Origin of the sequence: Pseudomonas sp. NFX98 (assembly GCF_047784845.1) — a bacterium.
Lineage (GTDB): Bacteria > Pseudomonadota > Gammaproteobacteria > Pseudomonadales > Pseudomonadaceae > Aquipseudomonas.
In genome coordinates this window covers 75,135-98,610 of sequence record NZ_JBLNNF010000020.1, presented here as the reverse complement: position 1 = coordinate 98,610, position 23,476 = coordinate 75,135, and the positions used below count along the sequence as shown (strand labels likewise).

General features: G+C 60.9%; 16 protein-coding genes. 9 read left to right on the top strand and 7 right to left on the bottom strand.

Going from position 1 to position 23,476, the window contains the following annotated elements; genetic code table 11:
• The first annotated feature begins 10 nt into the window (after positions 1-10).
• A complete protein-coding gene (locus ACM110_RS24350) occupies positions 11-1,465 on the top strand; it encodes a TrkH family potassium uptake protein (protein WP_416129777.1) in 1,455 nt (484 codons plus the stop codon).
• On the opposite strand, the gene ACM110_RS24345 is transcribed toward ACM110_RS24350, so the two are convergent.
• Positions 1,422-2,483, bottom strand: a complete 1,062-nt coding sequence (locus ACM110_RS24345; RefSeq protein ID WP_416129776.1) for an AraC family transcriptional regulator — start codon at positions 2,481-2,483, stop codon at positions 1,422-1,424. The two genes, ACM110_RS24350 and ACM110_RS24345, sit on opposite strands and share 44 nt — an antisense overlap.
• A 160-nt stretch (positions 2,484-2,643) precedes the next feature.
• Between ACM110_RS24345 and ACM110_RS24340 the strand changes: the two genes are divergently transcribed.
• Both ACM110_RS24340 and ACM110_RS24335 read left to right on the top strand, forming a co-directional pair.
• A complete protein-coding gene (locus ACM110_RS24340) occupies positions 2,644-2,955 on the top strand; it encodes a DUF962 domain-containing protein (protein WP_056853062.1) in 312 nt (103 codons plus the stop codon).
• 18 nt (positions 2,956-2,973) lie between these two features.
• Positions 2,974-3,564, top strand: a complete 591-nt coding sequence (locus tag ACM110_RS24335) for an HD domain-containing protein (protein ID WP_416129775.1) — start codon at positions 2,974-2,976, stop codon at positions 3,562-3,564.
• 149 nt (positions 3,565-3,713) lie between these two features.
• Here the strand turns inward: ACM110_RS24335 and ACM110_RS24330 are convergent, their stop codons facing one another.
• Positions 3,714-4,529, bottom strand: a complete 816-nt coding sequence (locus ACM110_RS24330; RefSeq protein ID WP_416129774.1) for a UDP-2,3-diacylglucosamine diphosphatase — start codon at positions 4,527-4,529, stop codon at positions 3,714-3,716.
• Positions 4,530-4,664: 135 nt separating this feature from the next.
• Here ACM110_RS24330 and ACM110_RS24325 point away from each other — a divergent pair, with 135 nt between their 5' ends.
• Positions 4,665-5,423, top strand: coding sequence for an AraC family transcriptional regulator (locus ACM110_RS24325; protein WP_416129773.1), 759 nt, complete (start codon positions 4,665-4,667; stop codon positions 5,421-5,423).
• A 225-nt stretch (positions 5,424-5,648) separates the two neighbouring features.
• The gene (locus tag ACM110_RS24320) at positions 5,649-6,542 is read left to right on the top strand and encodes a DMT family transporter (protein WP_416129772.1); all 894 of its coding nucleotides are present in this window, start codon (positions 5,649-5,651) and stop codon (positions 6,540-6,542) included.
• Here ACM110_RS24320 and ACM110_RS24315 read toward each other — a convergent pair.
• The 4 genes from ACM110_RS24315 to recQ all read right to left on the bottom strand — a co-directional run bounded on the left by ACM110_RS24315 (position 6,536) and on the right by recQ (position 11,334).
• Complete coding sequence (locus ACM110_RS24315) at positions 6,536-6,823, bottom strand: SelT/SelW/SelH family protein (RefSeq protein WP_416129771.1); 288 nt, start codon at positions 6,821-6,823, stop codon at positions 6,536-6,538. The genes ACM110_RS24320 and ACM110_RS24315 overlap by 7 nt on opposite strands.
• Before the next feature lie 47 nt (positions 6,824-6,870).
• Entirely contained in the window at positions 6,871-8,526 is a 1,656-nt protein-coding gene (locus ACM110_RS24310; protein WP_416129811.1) for a FimV/HubP family polar landmark protein, read from the bottom strand.
• A gap of 127 nt (positions 8,527-8,653) precedes the next feature.
• The gene (locus tag ACM110_RS24305; protein WP_416129770.1) at positions 8,654-9,088 is read right to left on the bottom strand and encodes a MarR family transcriptional regulator; all 435 of its coding nucleotides are present in this window, start codon (positions 9,086-9,088) and stop codon (positions 8,654-8,656) included.
• 119 nt (positions 9,089-9,207) lie between these two features.
• Positions 9,208-11,334 (bottom strand): DNA helicase RecQ, encoded by a 2,127-nt coding sequence (gene recQ, locus ACM110_RS24300; protein WP_416129769.1) that lies wholly within the window; start codon positions 11,332-11,334, stop codon positions 9,208-9,210.
• Positions 11,335-11,607: 273 nt separating this feature from the next.
• On the opposite strand from recQ, the gene ACM110_RS24295 reads away from it, so the two are divergent.
• From ACM110_RS24295 to lapD, 4 genes are all read left to right on the top strand, one after another.
• Positions 11,608-12,195 carry a YecA family protein gene (locus tag ACM110_RS24295; protein WP_338582428.1) on the top strand — a complete coding sequence of 196 codons (588 nt, stop codon included), beginning with the start codon at positions 11,608-11,610 and terminating at the stop codon, positions 12,193-12,195.
• Positions 12,196-12,205: 10 nt separating this feature from the next.
• Positions 12,206-12,601: a YbaN family protein gene (locus ACM110_RS24290; RefSeq protein WP_416129768.1), complete on the top strand. Its 396-nt coding sequence runs from the start codon at positions 12,206-12,208 to the stop codon at positions 12,599-12,601.
• 629 nt (positions 12,602-13,230) lie between these two features.
• A complete protein-coding gene (gene lapG / locus ACM110_RS24285; RefSeq protein WP_416129767.1) occupies positions 13,231-13,938 on the top strand; it encodes a cysteine protease LapG in 708 nt (235 codons plus the stop codon).
• Between the two features lie 22 nt (positions 13,939-13,960).
• Positions 13,961-15,901, top strand: coding sequence for a cyclic di-GMP receptor LapD (gene lapD, locus ACM110_RS24280; protein WP_416129766.1), 1,941 nt, complete (start codon positions 13,961-13,963; stop codon positions 15,899-15,901).
• A gap of 107 nt (positions 15,902-16,008) precedes the next feature.
• Here lapD and ACM110_RS24275 read toward each other — a convergent pair whose 3' ends face one another.
• Entirely contained in the window at positions 16,009-23,136 is a 7,128-nt protein-coding gene (locus ACM110_RS24275) for a retention module-containing protein (RefSeq protein WP_416129765.1), read from the bottom strand.
• Positions 23,137-23,476 lie beyond the last annotated feature (340 nt).

Here is a 23,476-nt window from a genome sequence, read left to right as displayed (position 1 = left end):
AGCGGACTTCATGGCGTTGCCGACCTTACGTCTCATTGGTTTCATCATCGGCATCTTCCTGATAACCCTGGCCATCGCCATGGTCGTACCGATGGGCACGCTGGTGATCTTCGATCGCACCGGCGACCTGCCGTCGTTCCTCTGGGCCAGCATGATCACCTTTGTCGCCGGTCTGGCCCTGGTGATTCCCGGGCGCCCCGAGCATGTACACCTGCGACCGCGGGACATGTACCTGCTGACCGTCAGCAGTTGGCTGGTGGTGTGTATCTTTGCCGCGCTGCCGTTTTTGTTGACCCAGCACATCAGCTACACCGACTCATTCTTCGAAAGCATGTCCGGCATCACGGCCACCGGTTCGACCGTGCTCAACCATCTGGACGAAATGTCCCCCGGCATCCTGATGTGGCGCTCGCTGTTGCACTGGATCGGCGGCATCGGCTTCATCGGTATGGCGGTCGCGATTCTGCCGCTGCTGCGTATCGGTGGCATGCGGCTGTTCCAGACCGAATCGTCGGACCGATCGGAAAAGGTCATGCCCCGCTCGCACATGGTGGCGCGCCTGATCGTGGCGGCCTACGTCGGTATCACGATTCTCGGCAGCCTGGCGTTCTGGTGGGCCGGGATGAGCCCGTTCGATGCGATCAACCATGCGATGTCGGCGATTTCCACCGGCGGTTTCTCGACCTCGGACCAATCACTGGCCAAGTGGACGCAACCGGCGGTGCACTGGGTGGCGATCGTCATCATGATTCTCGGCAGCCTGCCGTTCACCCTCTACGTGGCGACTCTGCGCGGCAACCGCCGGGCGCTGATCAAGGATCAACAGGTGCAAGGCCTGCTCGGCATGCTGCTGGTGACCTGGCTGGTGCTCGGCACCTGGTATTGGTGGACCACCCAGCTGCATTGGCTGGACGCGTTACGGCATGTGGCGTTGAACGTGACCTCGGTGGTCACCACCACCGGTTTCGCGCTGGGGGACTACAGCCTGTGGGGCAACTTCTCACTGATGTTGTTCTTTTATCTGGGCTTCGTTGGCGGTTGTTCCGGCTCGACTGCCGGCGGGATCAAGATTTTCCGCTTCCAGGTGGCCTACATCCTGCTCAAGGCCAACCTTAACCAACTGATTCACCCGCGTGCGGTGATCAAGCAGAAGTACAACGGTCACCGCCTCGACGAAGAGATCGTGCGTTCGATTCTGACGTTCTCGTTCTTCTTCGCCATCACCATCTGCGTGATCGCGCTGTTGCTGTCGCTGCTCGGCGTCGACTGGATGACCGCCCTCACAGGCGCGGCCAGCACCGTGTCCGGCGTCGGTCCGGGCCTCGGGGAAACCATTGGCCCGGCGGGCAACTTCGCCACTCTGCCTGACGCCGCCAAGTGGATTCTGTCGTTCGGCATGCTGCTGGGCCGACTGGAGATCATCACCGTGTTTGTGCTGTGTATTCCGGCATTTTGGCGTCATTGACCGCCGCAGGCATTTGCAGCAGCCGCGCCCGGTATTCGCCGGGCGTGGTGTCGAACCAGCGGCGGAAGGCGCGGAAAAAATTGCTCGGATCGGCAAACCCCAGCAGGTAGGCAATTTCCAGGAGGGTCATGGTCGGTTGCGCCAGATACTGCTCGGCCAGCTCGCGCCGGGTGTCATCGAGCAACGTCTGGAAACTCGTGCCCTCTTCCTGCAACCGTCGCTGCAAGGTGCGCTGCGACAGGTGCAGCGTCTGCGCCACCGTATCGCGCTTCGGTTCACCTTGAGGCAACAAGCGGCATAACACCTGCCGTGCCTTGTGGGTCACGCGACTCTCGGAAAACCGCGCCAGGTATTCACCGGCAAACCGGTCATGCAGCAGCGCCATCGCCTCGTTGGCGGTCGGCAGCGGCGCTTCCATATCGGCACGTTCGAAAATCAACGCATCGTACGGCGCGTTGAACACCAGCGGCGCATGGAAGGCTTGTTTGTAGGGTTCGAGATTGACCGGTTGATCGCCCTGCACCAGCACCTTGCGCGGTTGCAGCGTACGCCCGGTCAACCAGCCACATAACGCCAGGGCGCAGGCCAGCGAGGCCTCGGCGCTTTGCCGGGTCGGCGGCAAGTGGTCGCCGTGCACCGTCAGGATCAGTGCGTAGCCTTCATCCAGCAGGCGAAAACTCAGGTCGGCACTTTCGGCAATGATGCGTTGAAATCGCACCAGACGCTGAAAGCCTTCGGCCAGGGTCTGGCTGGACATCAAGGCATAGCCCGCAACGTGAAATTGCGCAGGCCGCACCACTTTGCCCATGTTCAGGCCAATCGCCGGGTTGCCGGACAGCTCGACCGCGCGCTGCCACAGTCGTGTCATGGAATCTTGCGGGAAGCGTGCATCCGGATCATCCAGTGCCGCGTAGTCGAGCCCCAGCTGTTTGAACAGAACCCGGCAATCCAGGCCGTCCATTTCCAGTGCTTTGACAATCCCCATCGCCCAGCTTGCAGAAGTCGTTCGTTCGCTCATGTCGGGTTCTTGCATGATGAGCCGTATTTCACGGCCAATTTCCGAAGGATACTAAAGTGGCGCCGATTGTCACTGGCTGACGCCATTGATCACTCTAGACTCAAATAAGCTACCCGCAGAACAACTTGCAGTCAGAACAATAACCACAGAGATCGCAGTCGTGGAAAACATCAAGCGTTTCAACAGCTTCGCTGAGTTTTACCCGTATTACCTCAGCGAGCACAGCAACAGCACCTGCCGACGACTGCACTTCATCGGCACCACGCTGGTGATTTTCATTCTGGCACTGACCATCGGTCGGGGCGCCTGGATGCTGTTGTGGGCCTTGCCGCTGGCGGGCTACAGCTTCGCCTGGGTCGGCCATTTCTTCTTCGAGAAGAATCGTCCTGCGACTTTCCAGCATCCTTTCTACAGCCTGCTCGGCGATTTCGTCATGTATCGCGACATGATTCTGGGGCGCGTGCCGTTCTAGATCACAAGAGGATTGCCGATGAATGCCAATGCTCGTTTCACCCACATGAAGGACGGCACGCAAGAAGACTGGGCGATCATTGCCGCGGACTTCAGTGCCTATGCCCGCCAATTGCCGACACGGATCGCGGCGCACCTGAAGCTGCTGGAGGGTGATTTCGGCGGTTTTCCGGTGGATCGCCTGACCCATTCCCTGCAAACCGCCACCCGCGCCTGGCGCGACGGTCGCGATGAAGAGTACGTGGTCTGCGCCCTGCTCCACGATATCGGCGACACCTTGGGCTCCTACAATCACCCGGATATCGCGGCGGCGATTCTCAAGCCGTTCGTCAGCGCCGAAAATCTGTGGATGGTGGAGAAACACGGGATTTTCCAGGGCTACTATTTCTTCCATCACCTGGGCATGGACCGGCACCTGCGCGAGCAATTCAGCGAACATCCGCAGTACAAGGCGACCATCGAGTTTTGCGCCAAGTACGATGCCGCGGCGTTCGATCCGGCGTATGACACGCTGCCGCTGAGCTTCTTCGAGCCGATGATGGAGCGGTTGTTTGCGCAGCCGAAGAACTCGATTTACAAGGCGGCGATGCAAGAGCATTCGCCGGCCTGACAGATCCAGCGGGACCGCTGCGCGGTCCATCGCGGGCAAGCCCGCTCCCACAGGGTTCCTGGCGTTCACAAACTGTGTGTTCACCTCGAACACTGTGGGAGCGGGCTTGCCCGCGAAGAGGCCCTTTCAGGCACTGCATTGCTAACAGACTATGCCGGCTCGGCGACCTTCAAAGCCTTCAACTGCGCCGCCCGCGCCTGTGCATCGGCCAGGCGATACAACTCGATCGTGCCATCCCAATGCTCGATCAACGCCGTGCACGACTCCACCCAATCACCGCAATTGAGGTAGTCCACCTCACCCACCTTGCGAATCTCGGCATGGTGAATGTGGCCGCACACCACGCCGTGCAACTCGCGCTTGACGCACTCATGGGCGATGGCTTCTTCGAAGTCGCTGATGAAGCTGACTGCGGTTTTCACCTTGTGCTTGAGGTACGCCGACAGCGACCAGTAGCCGTAGCCATAACGCGCGCGCCAATGGTTGAGCCAGCGGTTGAGGGTCAGGGTGATTTCGTAGGCCGAGTCGCCAAGAAAGGCCAGCCAGCGGTGGTAGCGAGTAATCACGTCGAACTGGTCGCCGTGGATCACCAGCAGGTGCCGGCCATCAGCGGTGACGTGCACGGCTTCGTCCACCAACTGGATGTTGCCCAGAATCAGCTTCGAATAGCGGCGCAGGAATTCGTCGTGGTTGCCGGTGACGTAGATCACCTCGGTGCCGCGCTTGCTCATGGTCAGCAGGCGCCGGATGACATTGGTGTGCGCCTGCGGCCAATACATGCCGCCGCGCAGTTTCCAGCCGTCGATGATGTCGCCGACCAAATAGATCTTGTCTGCGTGGTAACCCTTGAGAAACTGCGACAAGTGCTCGGCCTGGCAATCGCGGGTGCCAAGATGCACGTCGGAAATCCACAGGGTCCGCACTCGTTGTTTACGGCTGGGTTTGGCGAGCTCGGCGCTGGTCATGGGCAACCCTCAGGACAAGTTTTGGCAAGCTTGCGCCGGTCGGGTTAATGGCCCATGACAGCGGCAAGTCAGTCCTGTGACAGCGCGTGCAGGCCGGGTCGGTGTAGACTGGCGCCCAGAACCGGGAGACCCGTGATGAGACCGATCCTCACCCTGCGCCAATACACCGAAGACCTGATCGTCCACAGCCACGAGCATGCGCAACTGGTGTTCGGGCTGTCGGGTGCGCTGGATTTCGAGGTCGACGGGCTCGGCAGTCAGGTGGTCCAGCAAAGTTTCGTGGTGATTCCCTCAGGCTTTCATCATGCCTGCGGCAGCGCCAATGGCAGCCGTTGCCTGGTACTGGACGTGCCCGGCGACCAGTGGATTGGCCAGTCACTGGGCGAGCATGCCGAGGCCAGTCGACGCTTGCTCGACAACGCCGGGCGTTTGTCACTGGATGCTGGTCAGAGCCAATTGGTCGATTGGCTGGCCAACAGCAAGGTCGATGACCCGCTGATTGCGCAACAGGGCGCGGTGCTGTTGCTGGCCAGTCTCAACAACGCCAGGCCCGAGAGCATCGGCGGTCGGCGCCTGCCCTATGCCGCGTTGAATGCGCACATCGACCAGTACGCCGCCTACCCGCTGCAAGTCGCCGATCTCGCTCGCGTGGCCGGTCTCTCCAGCGCTCGTTTGCATGCACGCTTCGTTGCCGAATGCGGGCAGACGCCGATGGATTACATCCGCAGCCGTCGCCTGCACAAGGCCGTCGCATTGCTGCGAAACTCGCAACTGCCCATCGGCGAGGTTGCCTGTCGGGTCGGCTACAGCTCCCAAAGTGCCTTTGCTGCTGCGGTACTGCGCGAGTTCGGCGCATCACCCGGCAAGCTGCGGCGCGAGGCTGGCGACAAATAACGCGAGTCTGGCGACAGACAGGACCAAGCGTTGCGCGATTAAATGTAGCAGCTGGCGAAGCCTGCGTTCGACTGCGAAGCGGTCGCGATCCGGATGAATGCGATTTACCTGACCCACCGATTAGATCGGTTTTACGACCGCTTCGCAGTCGAACGCAGGCTCCGCCAGCTGCTACAGGACGACGGTGTCTGTCGGTCTCGTTTTATACATTTCTCAAGGATTGCCATGACTCCCCGCACCGCCCTTGGCGCCCTGCATATCGGCGCACTGATGTTCGGCCTGACCGGCGTGTTCGGCAAGCTCGCCGCCGCGTCGCCGGCGATCATCGTGTTCGGCCGGGCGGCGTTCGCGGTGTTGGCGCTGGCGTTCTTTGCGCGCTTCGCCAGCAATACCCGCTGGCAAAAACTCGAAGCCGTGGATGTGCGCCGACTGTTGCTCAGCGGCTTGTTGCTGGCCGGACACTGGGTGAGCTTCTTCATTTCGGTGAAGATCGCCGGCGTAGCCATCGCGACCCTGGGCTTTGCCAGTTTCCCGGCCTTTACCGTGATCCTCGAAGGGCTGATTTTCCGCGAGCGCATTCGTGCCAATGAAGTCCTGCTGGTGGCGCTGGTCAGCATCGGGTTGGTGCTGGTCACGCCTGAGTTCGATCTGGCCAGCGGTGCTACCACAGGCCTGCTGTGGTCGGTGCTTTCCGGATTACTGTTCTCCCTGTTGTCGCTGACCAACCGCGCGAGTTCCGCACGCATCCCGCCGGTACAGGCCGCGCTGTGTCAGAACGTTGTGGTCGCATTGTGTCTGTTGCCGGCGGCGGCACCGCACTTGAGTGAAGTGCGTACCATCGACTGGTTGTGGATCGGCCTGCTCGGGGTGTTCTGTACCGGGGTCGCCCACAGTTTGTTCGTCGCCAGCCTTGCAGTGATCAAGGCGCGGACCGCCGCCGTGGTCTTCGCGCTGGAGCCGGTTTACGGCATCACCATGGCGTGGTTGCTGTTCAATGAAAACCCGACCCTGCGCATGCTGCTCGGCGGTGCGCTGATCATCGTCGCAATCGTGGTGTCCAGCCGACTCGCCGGCAGTTCAAGCAAGAAAGCCGTGGCGGCCGAAGCGACGTCTCACTGAGTGCGATCGTTGTGTCCCAGGTCGCGGTCCGGATCAATTTGATCGCGGACCTTTTGTTTCAGCACTTTTGCTTCGGGGAAGCCGCCATCGGCCTTGCGTTCCCAGATCTGCACGTCGTCGCAGAAGATGTGAAAGACCCCGCCGGTGCCGGGCACCAGGGACACTTTGCCAAGGTCGTCGCCAAACGTACTGAGTAGTTCCTGGGCCAGCCAGGCCGCACGCAACAGCCACTGGCACTGGGTGCAATAGGTGATGACGATTTCCGGTTTATGGGCGGTCATGGGTGACGGGGTTCCTGAGGTAGAGTGATCGATCTCGATACCCAAGGTTATCGTATTCCGGCCAGTAAACTTCGGGCGGTCTGCTTCAGCGGCTCATCGGCGTCCCTTAGCAGCTCGTTGAGCAGTTCGATGGCGCTGTCCAGGTCACCGTCGTCGATGCAGGTCTGAGCCTGCTCCAGTTTGCCTGCGTTACCGGGCCCGGTCGGTTCCAGGTTCAGTGGCTCAAGTTCGAACGACTGATCCGGCTCGCTGAATGCCTCAAGAAAGCTGTCGTCCAGGGATTGGGCAACCGGCTCGATTTCCCACTCTATCTCCGGCTCGGGCAGCGTTGGCACGCTCGATGGCTTGCCAGAAGATGAACTGGCTTCCATTGGGTCCAGGTCCCAATTGGTGTCCATCGAAAGGTCATCCAGATTCAACTGGAACTCGTCCTTCGGCATCGGCTCCGGCATCGTAGCAACCGGCCCCAGTTTCGGATGATGCGCACGCATCTCCTGAAGTTTCTGCCCATCGAACCCGGCATTACGCAGGCTGGTTTCCTGCGCGTTGTAAGCAGTCACATCACCCTGTTTGCCGAGAACTTCCAGCAACTGCACAGCGACATCGGTGCGCTGCGGCTCCTTGATCATCGCCTCTCGCAGCAGACTAATTGCTTCGCCATAGCGGCCGTAGGTCAGATAGATCGCGACCGCTTCGAGCACATCGCTCGCGGGTGTTTCTTCGTGGTGTGCATGTGTGGGTTGCAGTGCGGCAGCTTGTACAGCGGGTTCTGACATGTGATCTGGCAGCGATTCATGTAGGGGTGGATGAGAGGATGTCGATCCGAACGTTGCCTGATCCTGCTGCCGTTGCCGACGAATCCACACAGCCAGAATCACCAACGCGACCAATCCCAACAATCCGCCCATCAACAGCCAGTTTGTCCCGGGCTCCTCGACAACCACGGGCGCCGGAGCCACAGCAACGGGTGCAACTGGCTCCGGCGGCACTTGCTTGACCTCGGCCAATCGGGTTTGCAGCTCGGCTACCTGTTTTTTCTCAGCGGCGATCTGCTCGTCCTGAGCCTGAAGCTTCGCTTTAAACTCATCGATGGTGGCCTGCAATTGCTGGTTCTGCAGGACGCTGGCGGCCAGTTGCTCTGCGAGCGGATCCGCCGCGGGTGCAGCGACAGGTTTTGGCAGCGGTTCCTTTGCTGTTGGCTTTGCCGCGACGGCGGGCCGGACACTCGGAAAGGCCGAAGCTGGACGACTGGCCACCGGTTCATCGATGGCGGGCTCAATGCCCGGCGTCCCCGGCGGATCGATCAACACCGTGTACTCGCGCAGCACTCGGCCGTTGGGCTGATTGAGTTGTACGAGGAAATTCAGGAACGGTTCATTGACCGGTTTGCTGGACGTGACCTGGATCAGGCTGCGGTTGCCTCGCAGGACAGGTGTGAATTTGAGATCGTTGAGGAAGAGCACCCGCTCGACACCCGCACGATTGAACTCATCCGCCGTCGCCAGCCTGGCCGACAGCTCGCCCTCTTCGAGACCGGCGGCGTCCACCAAAGCGATGTCGGCACGCAGCGGCTGATTCAGCGCCGAGTGCAGGGTGATATCACCCAGGCCCAAAGCTGGCGCCAGCGCTGACCAAGTGACAGCAACAGCGGCCAGCAACCACCGCAAACAACAGCGTACAACGACTCGCCGACTTTCAAGCATGAGCATCCCTTAGGTAACCAGAACCGACCTGCACGTGTTCGCACATCCGGTACGAACACGATATTGCGCAGTAGTTCTTATAGTCGGCTCAACGCGGTATCTCAAAAACCTGGCGCGGGGTTATGCCTCAAGATTTTTCAAGGTTACCCAGGATGTGCCCGTGAACCCGCATGCAGATCCGCAAATCCGCCTCATCGACGCCTTCGAACAGTTCGTGGCGCAGTTGAGTGGCAATGGTTTCAATTTGTTCGATCAGGGGAAGCGCCGGGGCGCAGAGGACGATTTTTTTCGCCCGACGGTCTTCCAGCACCGCTTGGCGTTGTACCAGACCCTGGCTTTCCAGGCTGTCGAGCAAACGCGCCAGGGTCGGACCCTCGACGCCGACACTCTGCGCCAGTTCACGTTGGGTCGGGGCCTCTTCGAAACGTGCCAGATGCAGCAGCACCAGCCAGCGGGCCTGGGACAGCCCGAGGCCGGCAAGTCGGCGATCCAGTTCAGCGCGCCAGCCGCGCGACATCTGGGCCAATTGCATGCCAAAGCGGTGTTGATCGGTTAACGGCATAAAACACTCATGGTTAGACTGAAATAGAGAAAAACTAATTATTAGTCAGCTAAGCATGAGCCTCGACTGGAGGCAAGGACTGTTCTGTACTGAATCGTTACATCAGTGAGAGCTATTACTCAAATTTCAAATTCGGACTGTAAAGCGGCCCGAACGCAATACAAAACCCCTTCCGGCACTCGTCCGGCAAACAGTGCGGAAATCTCCGAAACGGGCGGCAACTCACCTTCACCGTCGAGGAACGCGTCCTGAACTTCGCCCATCAGTTCTTCGGGCAGATCCAGCGCCTGCTCCAGCGACAACTGCTGTTTGCCAATGGCTTCGGCGAGCATGGTATAGACGTTCTTTTCCGAACATTGCAGTTGACCGGCGATCTGCAACGGCGTCATGCCGGCGCGGGCCAGGGTGATCAGTTCGTGGCGCACATCGGCCACCGGTTTCGGCGCCTCGACCTGACCGCCGAGGACTTCGAGGAAGGCCTCGCCGTAGCGTTCGAGCTTGCGCGCACCGACGCCGCTGACCGTGGCCATTTCCGCCAGCGAGGTTGGCTGGCTGCGCAGCATTTCCAGCAAGGTCGAGTCGGGAAAAATGACGTACGGTGGCACGCCATGTTCTTCGGCGAGTTTGCGCCGCAGGGCGCGCAAAGCTTCCCACTGCTCGCGCTCTTCACCGCGGACCAGTTGGCTCGCCTGGCTCTTGCTGCTTTTGGCAGTGGTTTGCGCCTTGAGGTCGCGGCGCAGCTCCAGGGTCACTTCACCTTTGAGCAATGGCCGGCACGTGTCACTCAGGCGCAACCCGCCATAACCTTCATGATCGACATCGGCCAGACCGCGAGCCACCAACTGGCGGAACAGCGATCGCCACTCCCCTTCGGCCCGCGCCTTGCCGACCCCGAACACCGACAGGTGCTGATGGCCGAAACTGCGGACTTTTTCGTTGTCTTTGCCCAACAAGACGTCCACCAGATGCCCGACGCCGTAGCGCTGGCCGGTACGGTAGATCGCCGAAAGCGCCTGACGCGCAGGCTCAGTAGCATCCCAGGTTTGCACACCGTCGACACAGTTGTCGCAATGGCCGCACGGCTCTGGCATGTCTTCGTCGAAGTAGGCCAGCAGGGTCTGGCGGCGGCAGCGGGTTTCTTCGCACAGCGAGAGCATGGCGTCGAGCTTGTGCTGCTCCAGACGCTTGTGGCGCTCGTCGCCCTCGGAGTTTTGCAGCATCTGCTTGAGCATCACCACGTCTTGCAGGCCGTAGGCCATCCAGGCATCCGCCGGCAGACCGTCACGGCCACCGCGCCCGGTTTCCTGGTAATAGGCCTCAAGGGATTTCGGCAAATCGAGGTGCGCAACGAAACGCACGTTCGGCTTGTCGATGCCCATGCCGAACGCCACGGTGGCGACCATGATCAAGCCTTCCTCGTTGAGGAAGCGCTTCTGGTGGTGGGCCCGCGTGTCGTTGGGCAGGCCGGCGTGGTACGGCAGCGCCGGGAAGCCTTGTTCACTGAGGAACACCGCGACTTCGTCGACTTTCTTGCGTGACAGGCAATAGACGATGCCGGCATCGCTGCGCCGCTCGGCGAGGAACGCCAGCAACTGCTTGCGCGGCTGTTCCTTGGGCACGATGCGGTAAAAAATGTTCGGTCGGTCGAAGCTCGACAGGAAGCGCTCGGCATTCTGCAAATGAAGGCGAGTGACGATCTCTTCGCGGGTACGCTTGTCGGCGGTGGCGGTCAGGGCGATGCGCGGCACGTCGGGGAACACCTCCGCCAACTGACCCAATTGCAGGTATTCCGGGCGGAAGTCATGGCCCCACTGCGACACGCAGTGCGCTTCGTCGATGGCGAACAGGGAAATGTTCAGCCCTTGCAGGAAGGACAGCATGCGCGGCTGGACCAGGCGTTCCGGGGCGAGGTAAAGCATTTTCACCTCACCGCGACGGATGCGGGCCGCCAGATCGCGTTGCTGCTCGGCGCTGAGGGTGGAGTTCAACGCAGCGGCAGCCACACCCAGCTCTTCGAGGGTGGCGACCTGATCGTCCATCAACGCGATCAACGGCGACACCACTACCGCCAGGCCTTCGCGCAACAGCGCCGGGACCTGGAAGCACAGGGACTTGCCGCCACCGGTAGGCATCAGGACCAGGGCATCGCCGCCACTGGCCACGCGCTCAATGATTGCACCCTGGCGGCCACGGAAACTGTCGTAGCCGAAGATGTCCTTGAGGACGCGTTGAGCCTGTTCGAGCATAAAAACTCCAAAAATCACCGAAACATCCCTGCAAGGCTGGTTCAGAACCCGCGACGCTGCACCGACAAATCGTAAGTGCGCATTGCATGACGCTTCACATTTCAGCCGTGAAGCCGGCAGGGCATCACAAAACGCGCGAGTATACCCGAGCCCTGTCCGGCAAAGGGCGCCGCTGATAAGACACATGGACGCGCAAATATGCCTTGCGGCTGGCCCAAGCGCGCAAGAAGGCCTAGAATTCCCGCATCGAATATTCCCCAAGGTAGTCCTTTAATGTCCTTCGCTGAGCAACTAACCCGCCTGCAAGTCTTCCTCGACGCCGATGAACTGCATGACGAGGCGCTGGACTACGTGGCCGCCCACGGCTACCTCACCGCGCTGTCGATCTGTTCCGAAGTCGTTCCCGATCGTGAGTGGATCGATGCCCTCTTCGCCGAAGAGCCGCACTACAGCAGCGAAGCCCAACGCGAAGAGATCGAAGCCACTTTGATCGGTCTCAAGGCCCACATCGCCCGCCAACTGGCGTCGGATGAAGAATTCGAGTTGCCGTGCGACCTGGACCTGGGCGACGACCCGGACGATTCCGAATTGCGCGGCTGGTGCATTGGTTTCATGGAAGGCGTGTTCCTGCGTGAAGCGGCCTGGTTCGAAAGCGCCGAGGAAGAAGTCAGCGAAATGCTGCTGCCGATCATGGTCGGTTCGGGCCTGTTCGACGAGCAGCCTGAGTTCGAAGACATCGCCAAAGACGCCAACCTGATGGACGACATGATCGTTCAGATCCCGGAAGCCCTGACCGCGCTGTACCTGCTGTGCAACGCGCCAGACGAAAAACCGGCGATCCTCAAGCCTCGTCACCACTAAGGTCCTGCCTATGGACAACCCCATAGGCAACCGCTCCCTGATGTTGCGCTACGTGCTGCTGGCCATCGGTTGGCTGAGCGTAGCGTTGGGGGTGATCGGGATTTTCCTGCCGGTGTTGCCCACCACACCTTTCCTGTTGCTCGCGGCCGCCTGTTTCGCCCGCAGTTCGCCGCGGTTCTATCAATGGCTGGTCGGTCATCCGCGGCTTGGGCCCTGGATTCGTGACTATCTTGATGGCAATGGTATTCCGCTCAAGGGCAAGGTGTATGCCATTGGGTTGATGTGGGTGAGCATTCTGTTTTCCTGCTATCTGGTGCCGATGCCTTGGGCGCGGGGGTTCATGTTGACCAGTGCGGTGTTGGTGACGATTTATATTCTGAGGCAGAAGACTTTGCGCAAATTTTGAGTCTTTGGTTGTTGGTTTTGGTGTACATATCCGTTTCTTCGGTAACGCCTGCTGGCGGTTTCGCTCTTACAGCGAGTCCCTTTTTCAAACGCCAAAAAGGAACCAAAAGGCTTTGCCCCGGCGTACGGCACCTCGCTGAGGCTCGGTGTTCCCTCGCTACGGTGTCCATCAGGGGGCATCGCCTACGGTCTGCTTCGCGACGACCTCCTCTCGATGTGTGCGGCTTCGCCGCACGGCGCTGCGCGCCCACCCCCTGATGAACACCTCCGCTCGGCCTGCCGAAGGGGCAAAAGATCAAAAGCCAGATCAAAAGCGAGGCGGCCTACCGGCCGGCCTGGCTCTTGATGCGTGCGCGCATCTCTGTAGGAGCTGTCGAGTGCAACGAGGCTGCGATCTTTTGATCTGATGCATCCGCGAAATTCTGGTCGGCTATCAGGCCGTCATCGCCAGCAGGCTGGCTCCCACAGTTTGGAATGCGTACGAACCAAACAAACAGGCCGGCCGTAAGGGCGAAACCATAGATGGCCGTTACCGCAGCAACGGATATGTAAACAATAAGCCCGACGACCAACCCCACCTTTCAAAAAACACCACCTAAACTCCACAAATCTGCATACGAGCAGCCCGACATGCCCCGCGGTCCGCGTAGTCCAGGATGGCCAACGCCCCGACTTCGGTTCGGCGGATGGCTGCTGCTGACCGCTTTCCTGCTGGCCGGACTGAACACTGTCTGGGCCGACTGGGATTTCACACAGATCCTGCAAATCGCCGAAAAACGCTACGGCACCCTCGGCCCCGCGCGCGGGCGAATCGAGGCCTGGAGTCAATTGCTGCAAAGCGAGCGCGATGCGCCTGAGCGCGAGCAGCTGACCGCGGTCAATCGCTTCTTCAATCAACAACTGAATTTCCAGGACGACACCCGCATCTGGCGGCAGACCGATTACTGGGCCACGCCCGTCGAATCCCTGATCAAGGGCGCTGCCGACTGCGAGGACTACGCCCTGGCGAAATACTTCAGCCTGCGCGAACTCGGTATTCCCAGCGAAAAACTGCGCATCACCTACGTCAAGGCCCTGACCCAGAACCAGGCGCACATGGTGCTCACTTTCTACAGCAGCCCCACTGCCGACCCGCTGGTGCTGGATAACCTGATCGGCGACATCCGCCCCGCCTCGCAACGCAAAGACCTGCTGCCGGTGTACGCCTTCAATGCGGAAGGCCTGTACCTGCCGGGTGCCAATGGCGGAAAACGCAGCAGCGACTCGAAAAAGCTGTCGCGCTGGCAAGACGTACTGCAAAAGATGCAGGCCGAAGGCTTCGCCGTGGGCGATGGCTGAAGTCCGCAGCAAGGAGCGTTGAATGAAACTGCGCAACCAATTGTTTCTCGCCATTTGCCTGTTTTTGCTGGTGGCGTTCAGCGGCAGTTTTTTTGTCAGCCTGGAAAGCTCTCGCGAGCAGACCCTCGGCCAGTTGCGCGCTCACGCCCAGGACGCGGCCACCGCACTCGGGCTATCGCTGACCGCGCAGATCGATGACCCGGCGATGATGGAGTTGATGGTCAGTTCGATTTTCGACAGTGGCTATTTCAGCAACATCCGCATCGTCAGCATCGACAATCAGCAAGTACTGGTAGAACGCAGCATTCCGGCGCAGACCAAAGGCGTGCCGGGCTGGTTTGTCAGCCTGGTCAATCTGCGTCACGAGGGTGGCGACGCATTGATCATGCGCGGCTGGGAGCAGGCGGCACGGGTCGAAGTGCTGAGCAATCCGCAGTTCGCCCTGGCCAAACTCTGGGACAGTACCCTCGGCAGTCTGATCTGGTTGTTGGTCTGCGGACTGCTCAGCGCCGTGTTCGGTGGCTGGTTGTTGCGTCGGCAACTGCGTCCTCTCGAATCGTTGGTCAAACAGGCCGAGGCCATCAGTAAACGCGAGTTTTTGAGCCTGCCGAAACTGCCCCGTACGCCGGAACTGAAACGCGTGGTGCTGGCGATGAACCAGATGGTCGAGAAGCTCAAAGCCTTGTTCACCGAAGAGGCTGCGCGCAGTGAAAAACTGCGCAGCGAGTCCTATCAGGACAGCCTGACCGGACTCGCCAACCGGCGCATGCTGGATGAACAACTGGCGGACCATTTGCTGGTCGCCGAGCAACATGGCGACGGTCATTTGCTGACGCTGCGGATCAATGATCTGAGCGGGCTCAACCAGCGCCTGGGCGGTCAACGCACAGATGCGTTGATCAGTGCGGTCGGCGAATTGCTCAAGCGTCTGACCCGACTCCCGGAGCGTCGCACCTGGCTGGCGGCCCGTAATCGCGGGGGCGAATTCAGCCTGTTGTCGCCGGGCCTGAACGCCGAAGACGCTGCACGCCTGGCCGCAGAAATCAGCGCCACCCTGGAAAATCTGCGCCTGACCGGTGCCAGTGACTGCATGCCGGTTGCGCATCTGGGCATCGTCGCCTGGCACCCCGGCGAACCGGCCAGTGACGTGTTGATGCGACTCGATCAGGCACTGACCCAGGCCCGCCAACACCCCGAACGTCCCTGGATGCAGTTGAGCCACGACGAGACAGTACCGAACCACGCGCAACATGACTGGCGCGGCTGGATCGACGATGCCCTGACCCAAGGTAAATTGCAGCTGTACTTCCAACCCGTGGTGCAATGCGCCGACACCAGTGAGGTGCTGCATCACAAAGTCCTCGCACGGCTGCTCGACCCGCAGGGCCAAGCGATTGCCGCCGGGCATTTCCTGCCGTGGATCGAGCGACTTGGCTGGTCGGCACGCTTCGACCTGGCAATGCTTGAGGCGACACTCGACTACCTTGCCGTCAATCGCTGGCCGCTGGCACTGAGCCTGTCCGGTGGCACCTTGCGCGATCAGTCGCAGCTGCAACTGATCCTCGACATGCTCGAATCACTGCCGGAACTGGCACCGTTGCTGACCCTGGAAATCGACGAACGCCAACTGCCGCCCCCCGACGATCTGCAACGACTGAGCCACAACCTGCTCGACACCGGTTATCGCATCGGCCTGCAGCATTTCGGCGGCAGCTTCAGCCAGATCGGCAACCTCACTCAACTGGGCCTGGCGTACTTGAAAATCGATGGAGCCTATATCCGACACATTGATCAGCAGCGGGATAAACGGCTGTTCATCGACGCGATTTACCGGGCGACCAACAGCATTGACTTGCCGTTGATTGCGGAAATGGTCGAGACCCAGGGTGAACTGGAGGCGATCAGGGAGTTGGGGGTGTTCGGGGTGATGGGCAGATTGATCGGGCCGCCGGAGCCGATGTGAGCTTCACGGAAAAACCTGTGGGAGCGAGCTTGCTCGCGATTGCGGTTTCACATTCAACAGTGAAGTTGACTGATCCAACGCGATCGCGAGTAAGCCCACTTTCCAGATCAAACAGTATCCACCTTCAACGAATGATCATTGAGCATGCCGTTGATGATGGTTGCCGTATCCGCCCCGGAAATCACCCCACCCGCCCCCGGCGTTACACCGTAGTGGCTGGCCAGGTTGACGCCCGCCAGGTCGATGGTCTGGTTCGGCGCCGCGCCGGCCATGCCGCTGACGTCGATGCTGGTGACCAGTGACGCACCACTGCCGCTGACGGTGAAGTGCAAGTAGTCATCCAGCGAGGCAGCGGTGCCGTTTTCCCCTTGCAGCAATTGCGACAGGTCGAGTTTGTCGGTGCCCGGTGTGAAGTCGGTGATCAGGTCGTGGCCGCTGTTGCCCTTGAGCCACTGGAAGGTGTCGGCGCCGCTGCCGCCGGTCAGGGTGTTGTTGCCCAGGCCGCCGATCAGGAAGTCGTCACCGCCCTCGCCCTTGAGCACGTCATTGCCCAGGCCGCCGGTGATGGTGTTGCTGTTGTTGTCGCCGGTCAGTTTGTCGTTGAAGTCGGAGCCGATGAGATTCTCGATGGCGGTCAGGGTGTCGGTGCCGGCGCCAAATGTGTTCTGCGGACCGCTCGTGCCCAGGTTGACCGTGACAGCTGAGGTGGCATGCGCATAGCTGGCAGTGTCATTGCCGGTGCCGCCATCGAGCAAGTCGTTGCCGATGCCGCTGAACAGCAAGTCATTGCCCGCATCGCCATGCAGCGTGTTGTTGCCGGTGCCTGCGGTGAGGATGTCATTGCCGTCACCGGCATTGATGACGTTGTCACCGTTGCCCGCCACCAGCGTGTCGTTGCCCGCGGTCCCGGTGAGGGTGTGGCCGTCCTGGTAGCTGATGGACACGTTGGCATTGTCGCTGCCGCCATGGTTGTCGCTGGCGGTGTAGCTGCCGTGGTAGTCCGGCGTGGTGTCGTGGGCGCCGGAATAATCGAGCTTCATGGTCAGCTGATAGCCTTCCGCGTTGCCTGCACCGCTGCCTCCACCGACGTTGGCAATGTTGGTGACATGAATCTGGTAAACGCCATCGGCGTTTGCCGTGATGGTCTGGCCATCGGCGAGGGGAATCCAGGCGCCGCCGTTGATCGAATACTCCATGGTGATATGGCCGGCGGCCAGGTTGTGGTCCAGATTGAGGGTTTCGCCCTGCTTGAGGTTGACGGTGATGCGGTCCTCATCGTTGGTATTGGCGGCGGTGACCGGGCCCAGGTAACCACTGATCACCAACAGGGCCGTCATCGTTGCGGTGGTGGCCGCGAACGAGCCGCGCACATTGCTCAGGCTCTGGTTGCTCGGTTTGACGCCGCTGCCGGAGAAGTCGATCGCACCGGTGCCGATGAAGTCCGCTCCCTTGGCAACCCAGCCGGTATTGAAGGTGGTTGGCGAAGCCTTGAGCGGGTCGCCGTCGGCGTCGGTGTCGTTGGCCAGCAGCAACTCGCCCGGTACTGTCACGCTGTTCGACAGCACGTTGGTGATGATGTGGTCATCGGTGGCCATCGGTGCCGCGTTCGGAATGACTTTGATCACCAGCGTCGAGTTGGCGAGATCGCCGTCGTTGTCGCTGACGGTGAAACCAATGTTTTCGGTGAGCACCACCGACGTGGTTTTCTGCGACACGTAGTTGTATTCGCCGGTGTCGAGGTTCACCACCAGGGTGCCTTTGTTGTCGGTGGCGATGCTCAGCGTGTTGTTGGTGGTGTTGAACGTGCCGTGGTTGGCGCCGCCGCTGAAGTTCAGCGAACCCTGGTTGTTGTTGCCTTTCGGATCGTAGGTGTACGTGGTGCCATCGACGGTGATGGTTTTGATGAAGCCGCCGTCCGCGCCGAACGTACCGCCCTCGCCCAGCAGCGAACCGGTGACCGGTGCGCCGATCACGGTGCCCGAGAGCACCGAGTTGAGTTGACCGAGGTCGGTGACGATCACCGCGTTGGTATTGGTGCCCGTACCGGTGCCGTCATAGGCCAGTGGATCGAGGGCATCGTTGTCGACGTTTTTACCCAGGCCGATCGCGTAGTTCTTGATTTGATTGTCGGTGAGGAAGTCTTTCCAGTTCGCCTCATCCTGAGTGCCGATCGAGCCTTCGTTAGGTTTGCCGTCGGAGAAGAAGTAGCCGACGTTCTGTGCGCCAGTCAGTTTGCCGTTGGTGTTGAACGCATCTTGCGCCACGTCGACCGCCGCGTCGTAATTGGTACCACCGCCCGCCGACAGGCCGGAAACGATCGCCTTGGCAGTCGCCACATCCACCCAGATTGAAGTCTTGTCGGTGGCGTTGCTGCTGAACGTCACGATCTGCACTTTGACGTCGCCGAGGTCGTCGTACTTGTCGAGCAAGGCGCTGATGGCCTGCTTGGCCAATTCCAGCCGCGACAGGTCCGTAACGCCGGAGGCGTCGGCCATACTGCCGGACACGTCGATCACCAGCAGCAGGTTGGTGTCGATCTCCACCGCTGCCACCGAACGTTCCGACGCCACGGCCTTGGGCACGTCATCGACGATGTTGACCACGATGGTGCTGGTGGTGCTGTTGCCCGCTGCGTCGGTGGCCTTGTAGGTGAAACTGTCGCTCAGGGTGTTCGGGCCATCGTTGGCGCCCGGCGTGGTTTTCGGTGCCGAGGTCAGGGTGTAGGTGTAGGTGCCGTTGGGGTTGAGCAGGATTTGCCCGAAGGCGCCGTTGGCACTACCGACCAGCGTATAGGTGATCGCGCCCGCCGCGCCGTTGACTGAACCCACCAGGGTTCCGGTAGCGGTTTCACCGGTGTTGCCCGGCTCGCTGCCGGTGACCGTACCGGCCGCCAGGTCCTGGCCGTCCTTGCTCAGGTCGAGGGCTTTTTCGTAGACCGTCGCGTCGGTGTCGGTCACGGCTTTGATGTTGCTGTTGCAGACATCGATGGTGATGGTGGTGGTGCTTTGATCGCCATCGGCATCGCGCACGGTGTAGGTGAACACATCCACTGCGCCCGGGCCGCTGACTGCGTTCGGATTGCTGTGATAGACCGCGTTGCCGTTGGCGTCGAGAGTCAGGTAACCGTAGTTGCCGTCGATCTGCGTGTTGAGCCCGCCCACCGCTGCGGTCGAGGTGTTGCTGCCGGCGCGCACGCCGATCACGGCACCGAGACCATCGGCACCGCCACTGTCGTTGTCCAGCACATTTCCACTGACGGTGCCGCCCTCTTGTACCGAATCAAAATCGGCTTTGGCCGTCGGTACGTCATCGACGATGTTCACCACGATGGTGCTGGTGACGACGTTGCCGAGTGAATCGGTGGCCTGATAGGTGAAGGTTTCGTGAGTGACGTTCGGGCCATCGTTGGCGTTCGGCGAGGTGCTCGCCGGCGAGGTCAACGTATAGGTGTAGGTGCCATTCGGGTTGAGCACGATTTGCCCGTGCTCCCCGGTAGCGCTGCCGACCAGCGCATAGGTGATCGCACCGACCGCGCCGCTGACCGAGCCGACCAAGGTGCCGGACGCGGTTTCACCTGTGCTGCCCGGTTGGCTGCCGACCACGGTGCCAGCCGCCAGATCCTGGCCGTCCTTGGTCAGGTCGAGGGCCTTTTCGTAGACCGTTACGTCAGTGTCGCTGACTGCTTTCAGGCAGCTGTTGTAGACATCGATGGTGATGGTGGTGGTGCTTTGGTCACCGTCAGAATCGCGCACGGTGTAGGTGAACACATCCACTGCGCCGGGGCCGCTAACCGCATTCGGATTGCTGTGGTAGACCGCGTTGCCATTGGCGTCGAGAGTCAGGTAACCGTAGTTGCCATCGATCTGCGTGTTGAGCCCGCCCACCGCTGCGGTCGAGGTATTGCTGCCGGCGCGCACGCCGATCACGGCACCGAGACCGTCGGCGCCTCCGCTGTCGTTATCCAGCACATTACCGCTGACAATCCCGCCCTCTTGTACCGAATCAAAATCAGCTTTGGCCGTCGGTACGTCATCGACGATGTTGACCACGATGGTGCTGGTGACGACGTTGCCGAGGGAATCGGTGGCCTGATAGGTGAAGGTTTCATGGGTGACGTTCGGGCCGTCATTGGCGTTTGGCGAGGTAGTCGCTGGTGATGTCAGGGTGTAAGTGTAAGTGCCATTCGGGTTGAGCACGATTTGCCCATGCTCTCCGCTAGCGCTGCCGACCAATGCATAGGTGATCGCACCAACTGCGCCGCTGACCGAACCGACCAACGTGCCCGACGCCGTTTCACCGGTGCTGCCCGGCTGGCTACCAACGACCGTACCGGCGGCCAGATCCTGACCATCCTTGTTCAGGTCGAGGGCTTTTTCGTAGACCGTCACGTCGGTATCGCTGACTGCTTTCAGGCAGCTGTTGTAGACGTCGATGGTGATGGTGGTGGTGCTTTGATCGCCATCGGCATCGCGCACGGTGTAGGTGAACACATCCACTGCGCCCGGGCCGCTGACTGCGTTCGGATTGCTGTGGTAGACCGCGTTGCCATTGGCGTCGAGAGTCAGGTAACCGTAGTTGCCATCGATCTGCGTGTTGAGCCCGCCTACCGCTGCGGTCGAGGTGTTGCTGCCGGCGCGCACGCCGATCACGGCACCGAGACCATCGGCACCGCCGCTGTCGTTGTCCAGCACATTGCCGCTGACGATGCCGCCCTCTTGTACCGAATCAAAATCAGCTTTGGCCGTCGGTACGTCATCGACGATGTTGACCACGATGGTGCTGGTGACGACGTTGCCGAGTGAATCGGTGGCCTGATAGGTGAAGGTTTCGTGAGTGACGTTCGGGCCATCGTTGGCGTTCGGCGAGGTGCTCGCCGGCGAGGTCAACGTATAGGTGTAGGTGCCATTCGGGTTGAGCACGATCTGTCCGTGCTCCCCGGTGGCGCTACCGACCAGCGCATAGGTGATCGCACCCACGGCGCCGCTGACCGAACCGACCAGGGTGCCGGACGCGGTTTCACCGGTACTGCCCGGTTGACTGCCGACCACGGTGCCGGCGGCCAGGTCCTGGCCGTCCTTGGTCAGGTCGAGGGCTTTTTCGTAGACCGTCACGTCGGTGTCGCTGATTGCTTTCAGGCAGCTGTTGTACACGTCGATGGTGATGGTGGTGGTGCTTTCATCTCCATCGGCATCGCGCACGGTGTAGGTGAACACATCCACTGCACCGGGACCGCTCACTGCATTCGGATTGCTGTGATAGACCGCGTTGCCGTTGGCATCGAGGGTCAGGTAACCGTAGGTGCCGTTGATCTGGCTGTTCAGGCCGCCGATGGCCGAGGTCGAAGTGTCGCCACCGGCACGCACGCCGACCACCGCGCCACTCGCCGCGGGGCCATCTGCGCCGCCGATGTCGTTGTCCAGCACGTTGCCCGTGACGGTGCCGCCCTCCGCCACTGAGGCCGAATCCGGTTTGGCCGTCGGCACGTCATCGACGATGTTGACGTTCAGTTCGCCATGGGCGGTGGTGTTGTTGTCATCGGTCACGACCACGGCAAACGGCTCGGAAATGCTGTTGGTGCCGTTGCCAGTCGGGTGACTTTCGTTATCGGCCAGGGTGTAGCTGTAGCTCACAACACCGGTGACAGGATCAAACCCGGTGATGGTCAGCGTGCTGCCCAGAGGAGTGACGACCGATTGCGGGAAGCCTGCGACCACGCCACCGCTGACGACGGCGATACCGCCAACGGTCAGGGTTTGCACACCGTCCAGCGCGGTTATGGTGAAGGTGCCGCTTTGGGTCAGGGCCGGTGTGTTGGGGTCAGTGCCGTCGCTGAGGTTTTTTTCGTAGACGGTCAGTTCGCCGCCTTCGACATTCAGGCCGTCGATGGTCACGCCATCGTCGTTGTTGTGAATGTTCAGCACCAGGTTGGCGGTGCTGGAGTCGCCGTCGGCATCGGTCAAGGTGTAGGTGAAGGTTTCAGTGCCGTTGCCACCGCCATGCAGGGCTTTGAAGTCGGCGTCGCTGGTGTTCAGGGTGTAGGTGTAAGTGCCGTTGGCATTCAGCACAAGGGTGCCGTAAGTGCCGACGAAAGTGCCGGGGGTAATCGGCCCGGAATTTTGGCCCACCGGCACACGGTCCGCACCTTGCACATCGTTGGTCAGCACGTTGCCGTTGAGGGTCAGCTGGGTTTCCGACGCCACGCCGTTATCGTCGTCGACGGCTTTGGGCACGTCGTCGGTGATGTTGATGTCCAGCGATCCGGTCGCGGTGTCGCCATTGCTGTCGCCGGCCACCACGGTGAAGTGTTCACTGAGGGTGGTGCCGTCGCCGCTCGTATGGGTTTCGTTGCCGTTGAGGGTGTAGCTGTAACTCACAACGCCGGTGGACGGGTTGTAACCGGTGATGGTCAGGGTGCTGCCCAACGGGGTCGTGATCGATTGCGGGAAGCCCACCGCGACACCGCCGCTGATCACGTTGATCCCGCCGATGCTCAGGTTGCTCAGCCCGTCGAGGGCTGTGATGGTGAACGTGCCGTTCTGGGTCAGTGCGCCGGCATTGCTGGCCGAGCCGTCGGCGAGATTGGCTTCGTTGACGGTGAGTTCACCGCCCTCCACCGACAGGCCCTTGAGGGTGACGGGATTGTCCGCCACCGGTGGAATGACTGGCGGAACGACTGGAGGAACAACCGGCTCGATCGCGGCCGCTGGCGTGCCGGCGTCAGGGTCGGCATCGCCATCGTGGCGCTCTTCTGGAAACTCGGGAATGCCGTTGAAACCGGCAGTGGGAAAGCCGATGTTCGGATCGACGCGCCCACCGACTTCCTCAAGCATGACGAAACTGTGCCCGCCACCCGCCGCGCCGCCTGGTGCACCGCTCGACGGACCGGCTGCCGTGGCTTCAGCGGTTTGCGTCGGGTCGTCACCGGCGGCAATGGCTTTTTGCAGTTGTTCGACATCGCTCAGTTGCGCCTGACTCGGCGTCACCGCTTCGGCCGTGTCGACGTGGGGCGCGTGATCAGCCAGCAACTGTGGCGTCATTTGCAGGCTGCTGCCCCGACCAAGGGTCAATTCCTGGCCATTTTGCAAATGCACCGCTACCGCGCCCTCGGCCCCGGTCGTCAGTTGATCACCGGCGAATAACCGGTCTCCTTCGATCAGGACACGACGAGTGCCGTCGCTTGAAACCGCGAACACCTGCCCGACGATCTTACTGACGATACCGATGAGCGTAGCCATGTACATTTCCTCCGCTGCCAACCGCTGTCGGCACTTTTTTTATTGCGCGGAGCAATGCTTATGGATGGCTCAACGGGTTGCCCGGCGGATCGTCTACCGGTCAGCGGGTTTACTTGAGTAAACCGCTGCCCTGGCGACGATCTCGCCCAGCGTGTTGCCCGCGGGCACGTTTCGTTGCGCAACAAACCCCTTTGCAATCAAAGGCATCGGGAACACATCGTAAATACGTTGCCCTGCGAGCGATGCGTAACGGTTTTGAATCACCCGAGTGACAAAAAACCGTCACTCAATTCCGCTGCGCCTCCCTCCCCTCCAGCACTTCTCCGCCCTATGTCGATAA

Bases quoted from the DNA above. Each gene is read 5' to 3' on its own strand.
- ACM110_RS24290 (WP_416129768.1), top strand. From the start codon at position 12,206: ATGGACAACCCCATAGGCAACCGCTCCCTGATGTTGCGCTACGTGCTG.
- ACM110_RS24350 (WP_416129777.1), top strand. From the start codon at position 11: ATGGCGTTGCCGACCTTACGTCTCATTGGTTTCATCATCGGCATCTTC.
- ACM110_RS24330 (WP_416129774.1), bottom strand. From the start codon at position 4,529: ATGACCAGCGCCGAGCTCGCCAAACCCAGCCGTAAACAACGAGTGCGG.
- ACM110_RS24275 (WP_416129765.1), bottom strand. From the start codon at position 23,136: ATGGCTACGCTCATCGGTATCGTCAGTAAGATCGTCGGGCAGGTGTTC.
- ACM110_RS24310 (WP_416129811.1), bottom strand. From the start codon at position 8,526: ATGCTTGAAAGTCGGCGAGTCGTTGTACGCTGTTGTTTGCGGTGGTTG.
- ACM110_RS24320 (WP_416129772.1), top strand. From the start codon at position 5,649: ATGACTCCCCGCACCGCCCTTGGCGCCCTGCATATCGGCGCACTGATG.
- recQ (WP_416129769.1), bottom strand. From the start codon at position 11,334: ATGCTCGAACAGGCTCAACGCGTCCTCAAGGACATCTTCGGCTACGAC.
- ACM110_RS24345 (WP_416129776.1), bottom strand. From the start codon at position 2,483: ATGAGCGAACGAACGACTTCTGCAAGCTGGGCGATGGGGATTGTCAAA.
- ACM110_RS24325 (WP_416129773.1), top strand. From the start codon at position 4,665: ATGAGACCGATCCTCACCCTGCGCCAATACACCGAAGACCTGATCGTC.
- ACM110_RS24315 (WP_416129771.1), bottom strand. From the start codon at position 6,823: ATGACCGCCCATAAACCGGAAATCGTCATCACCTATTGCACCCAGTGC.
- lapD (WP_416129766.1), top strand. From the start codon at position 13,961: ATGAAACTGCGCAACCAATTGTTTCTCGCCATTTGCCTGTTTTTGCTG.
- ACM110_RS24305 (WP_416129770.1), bottom strand. From the start codon at position 9,088: ATGCCGTTAACCGATCAACACCGCTTTGGCATGCAATTGGCCCAGATG.
- ACM110_RS24335 (WP_416129775.1), top strand. From the start codon at position 2,974: ATGAATGCCAATGCTCGTTTCACCCACATGAAGGACGGCACGCAAGAA.
- lapG (WP_416129767.1), top strand. From the start codon at position 13,231: ATGCCCCGCGGTCCGCGTAGTCCAGGATGGCCAACGCCCCGACTTCGG.
- ACM110_RS24295 (WP_338582428.1), top strand. From the start codon at position 11,608: ATGTCCTTCGCTGAGCAACTAACCCGCCTGCAAGTCTTCCTCGACGCC.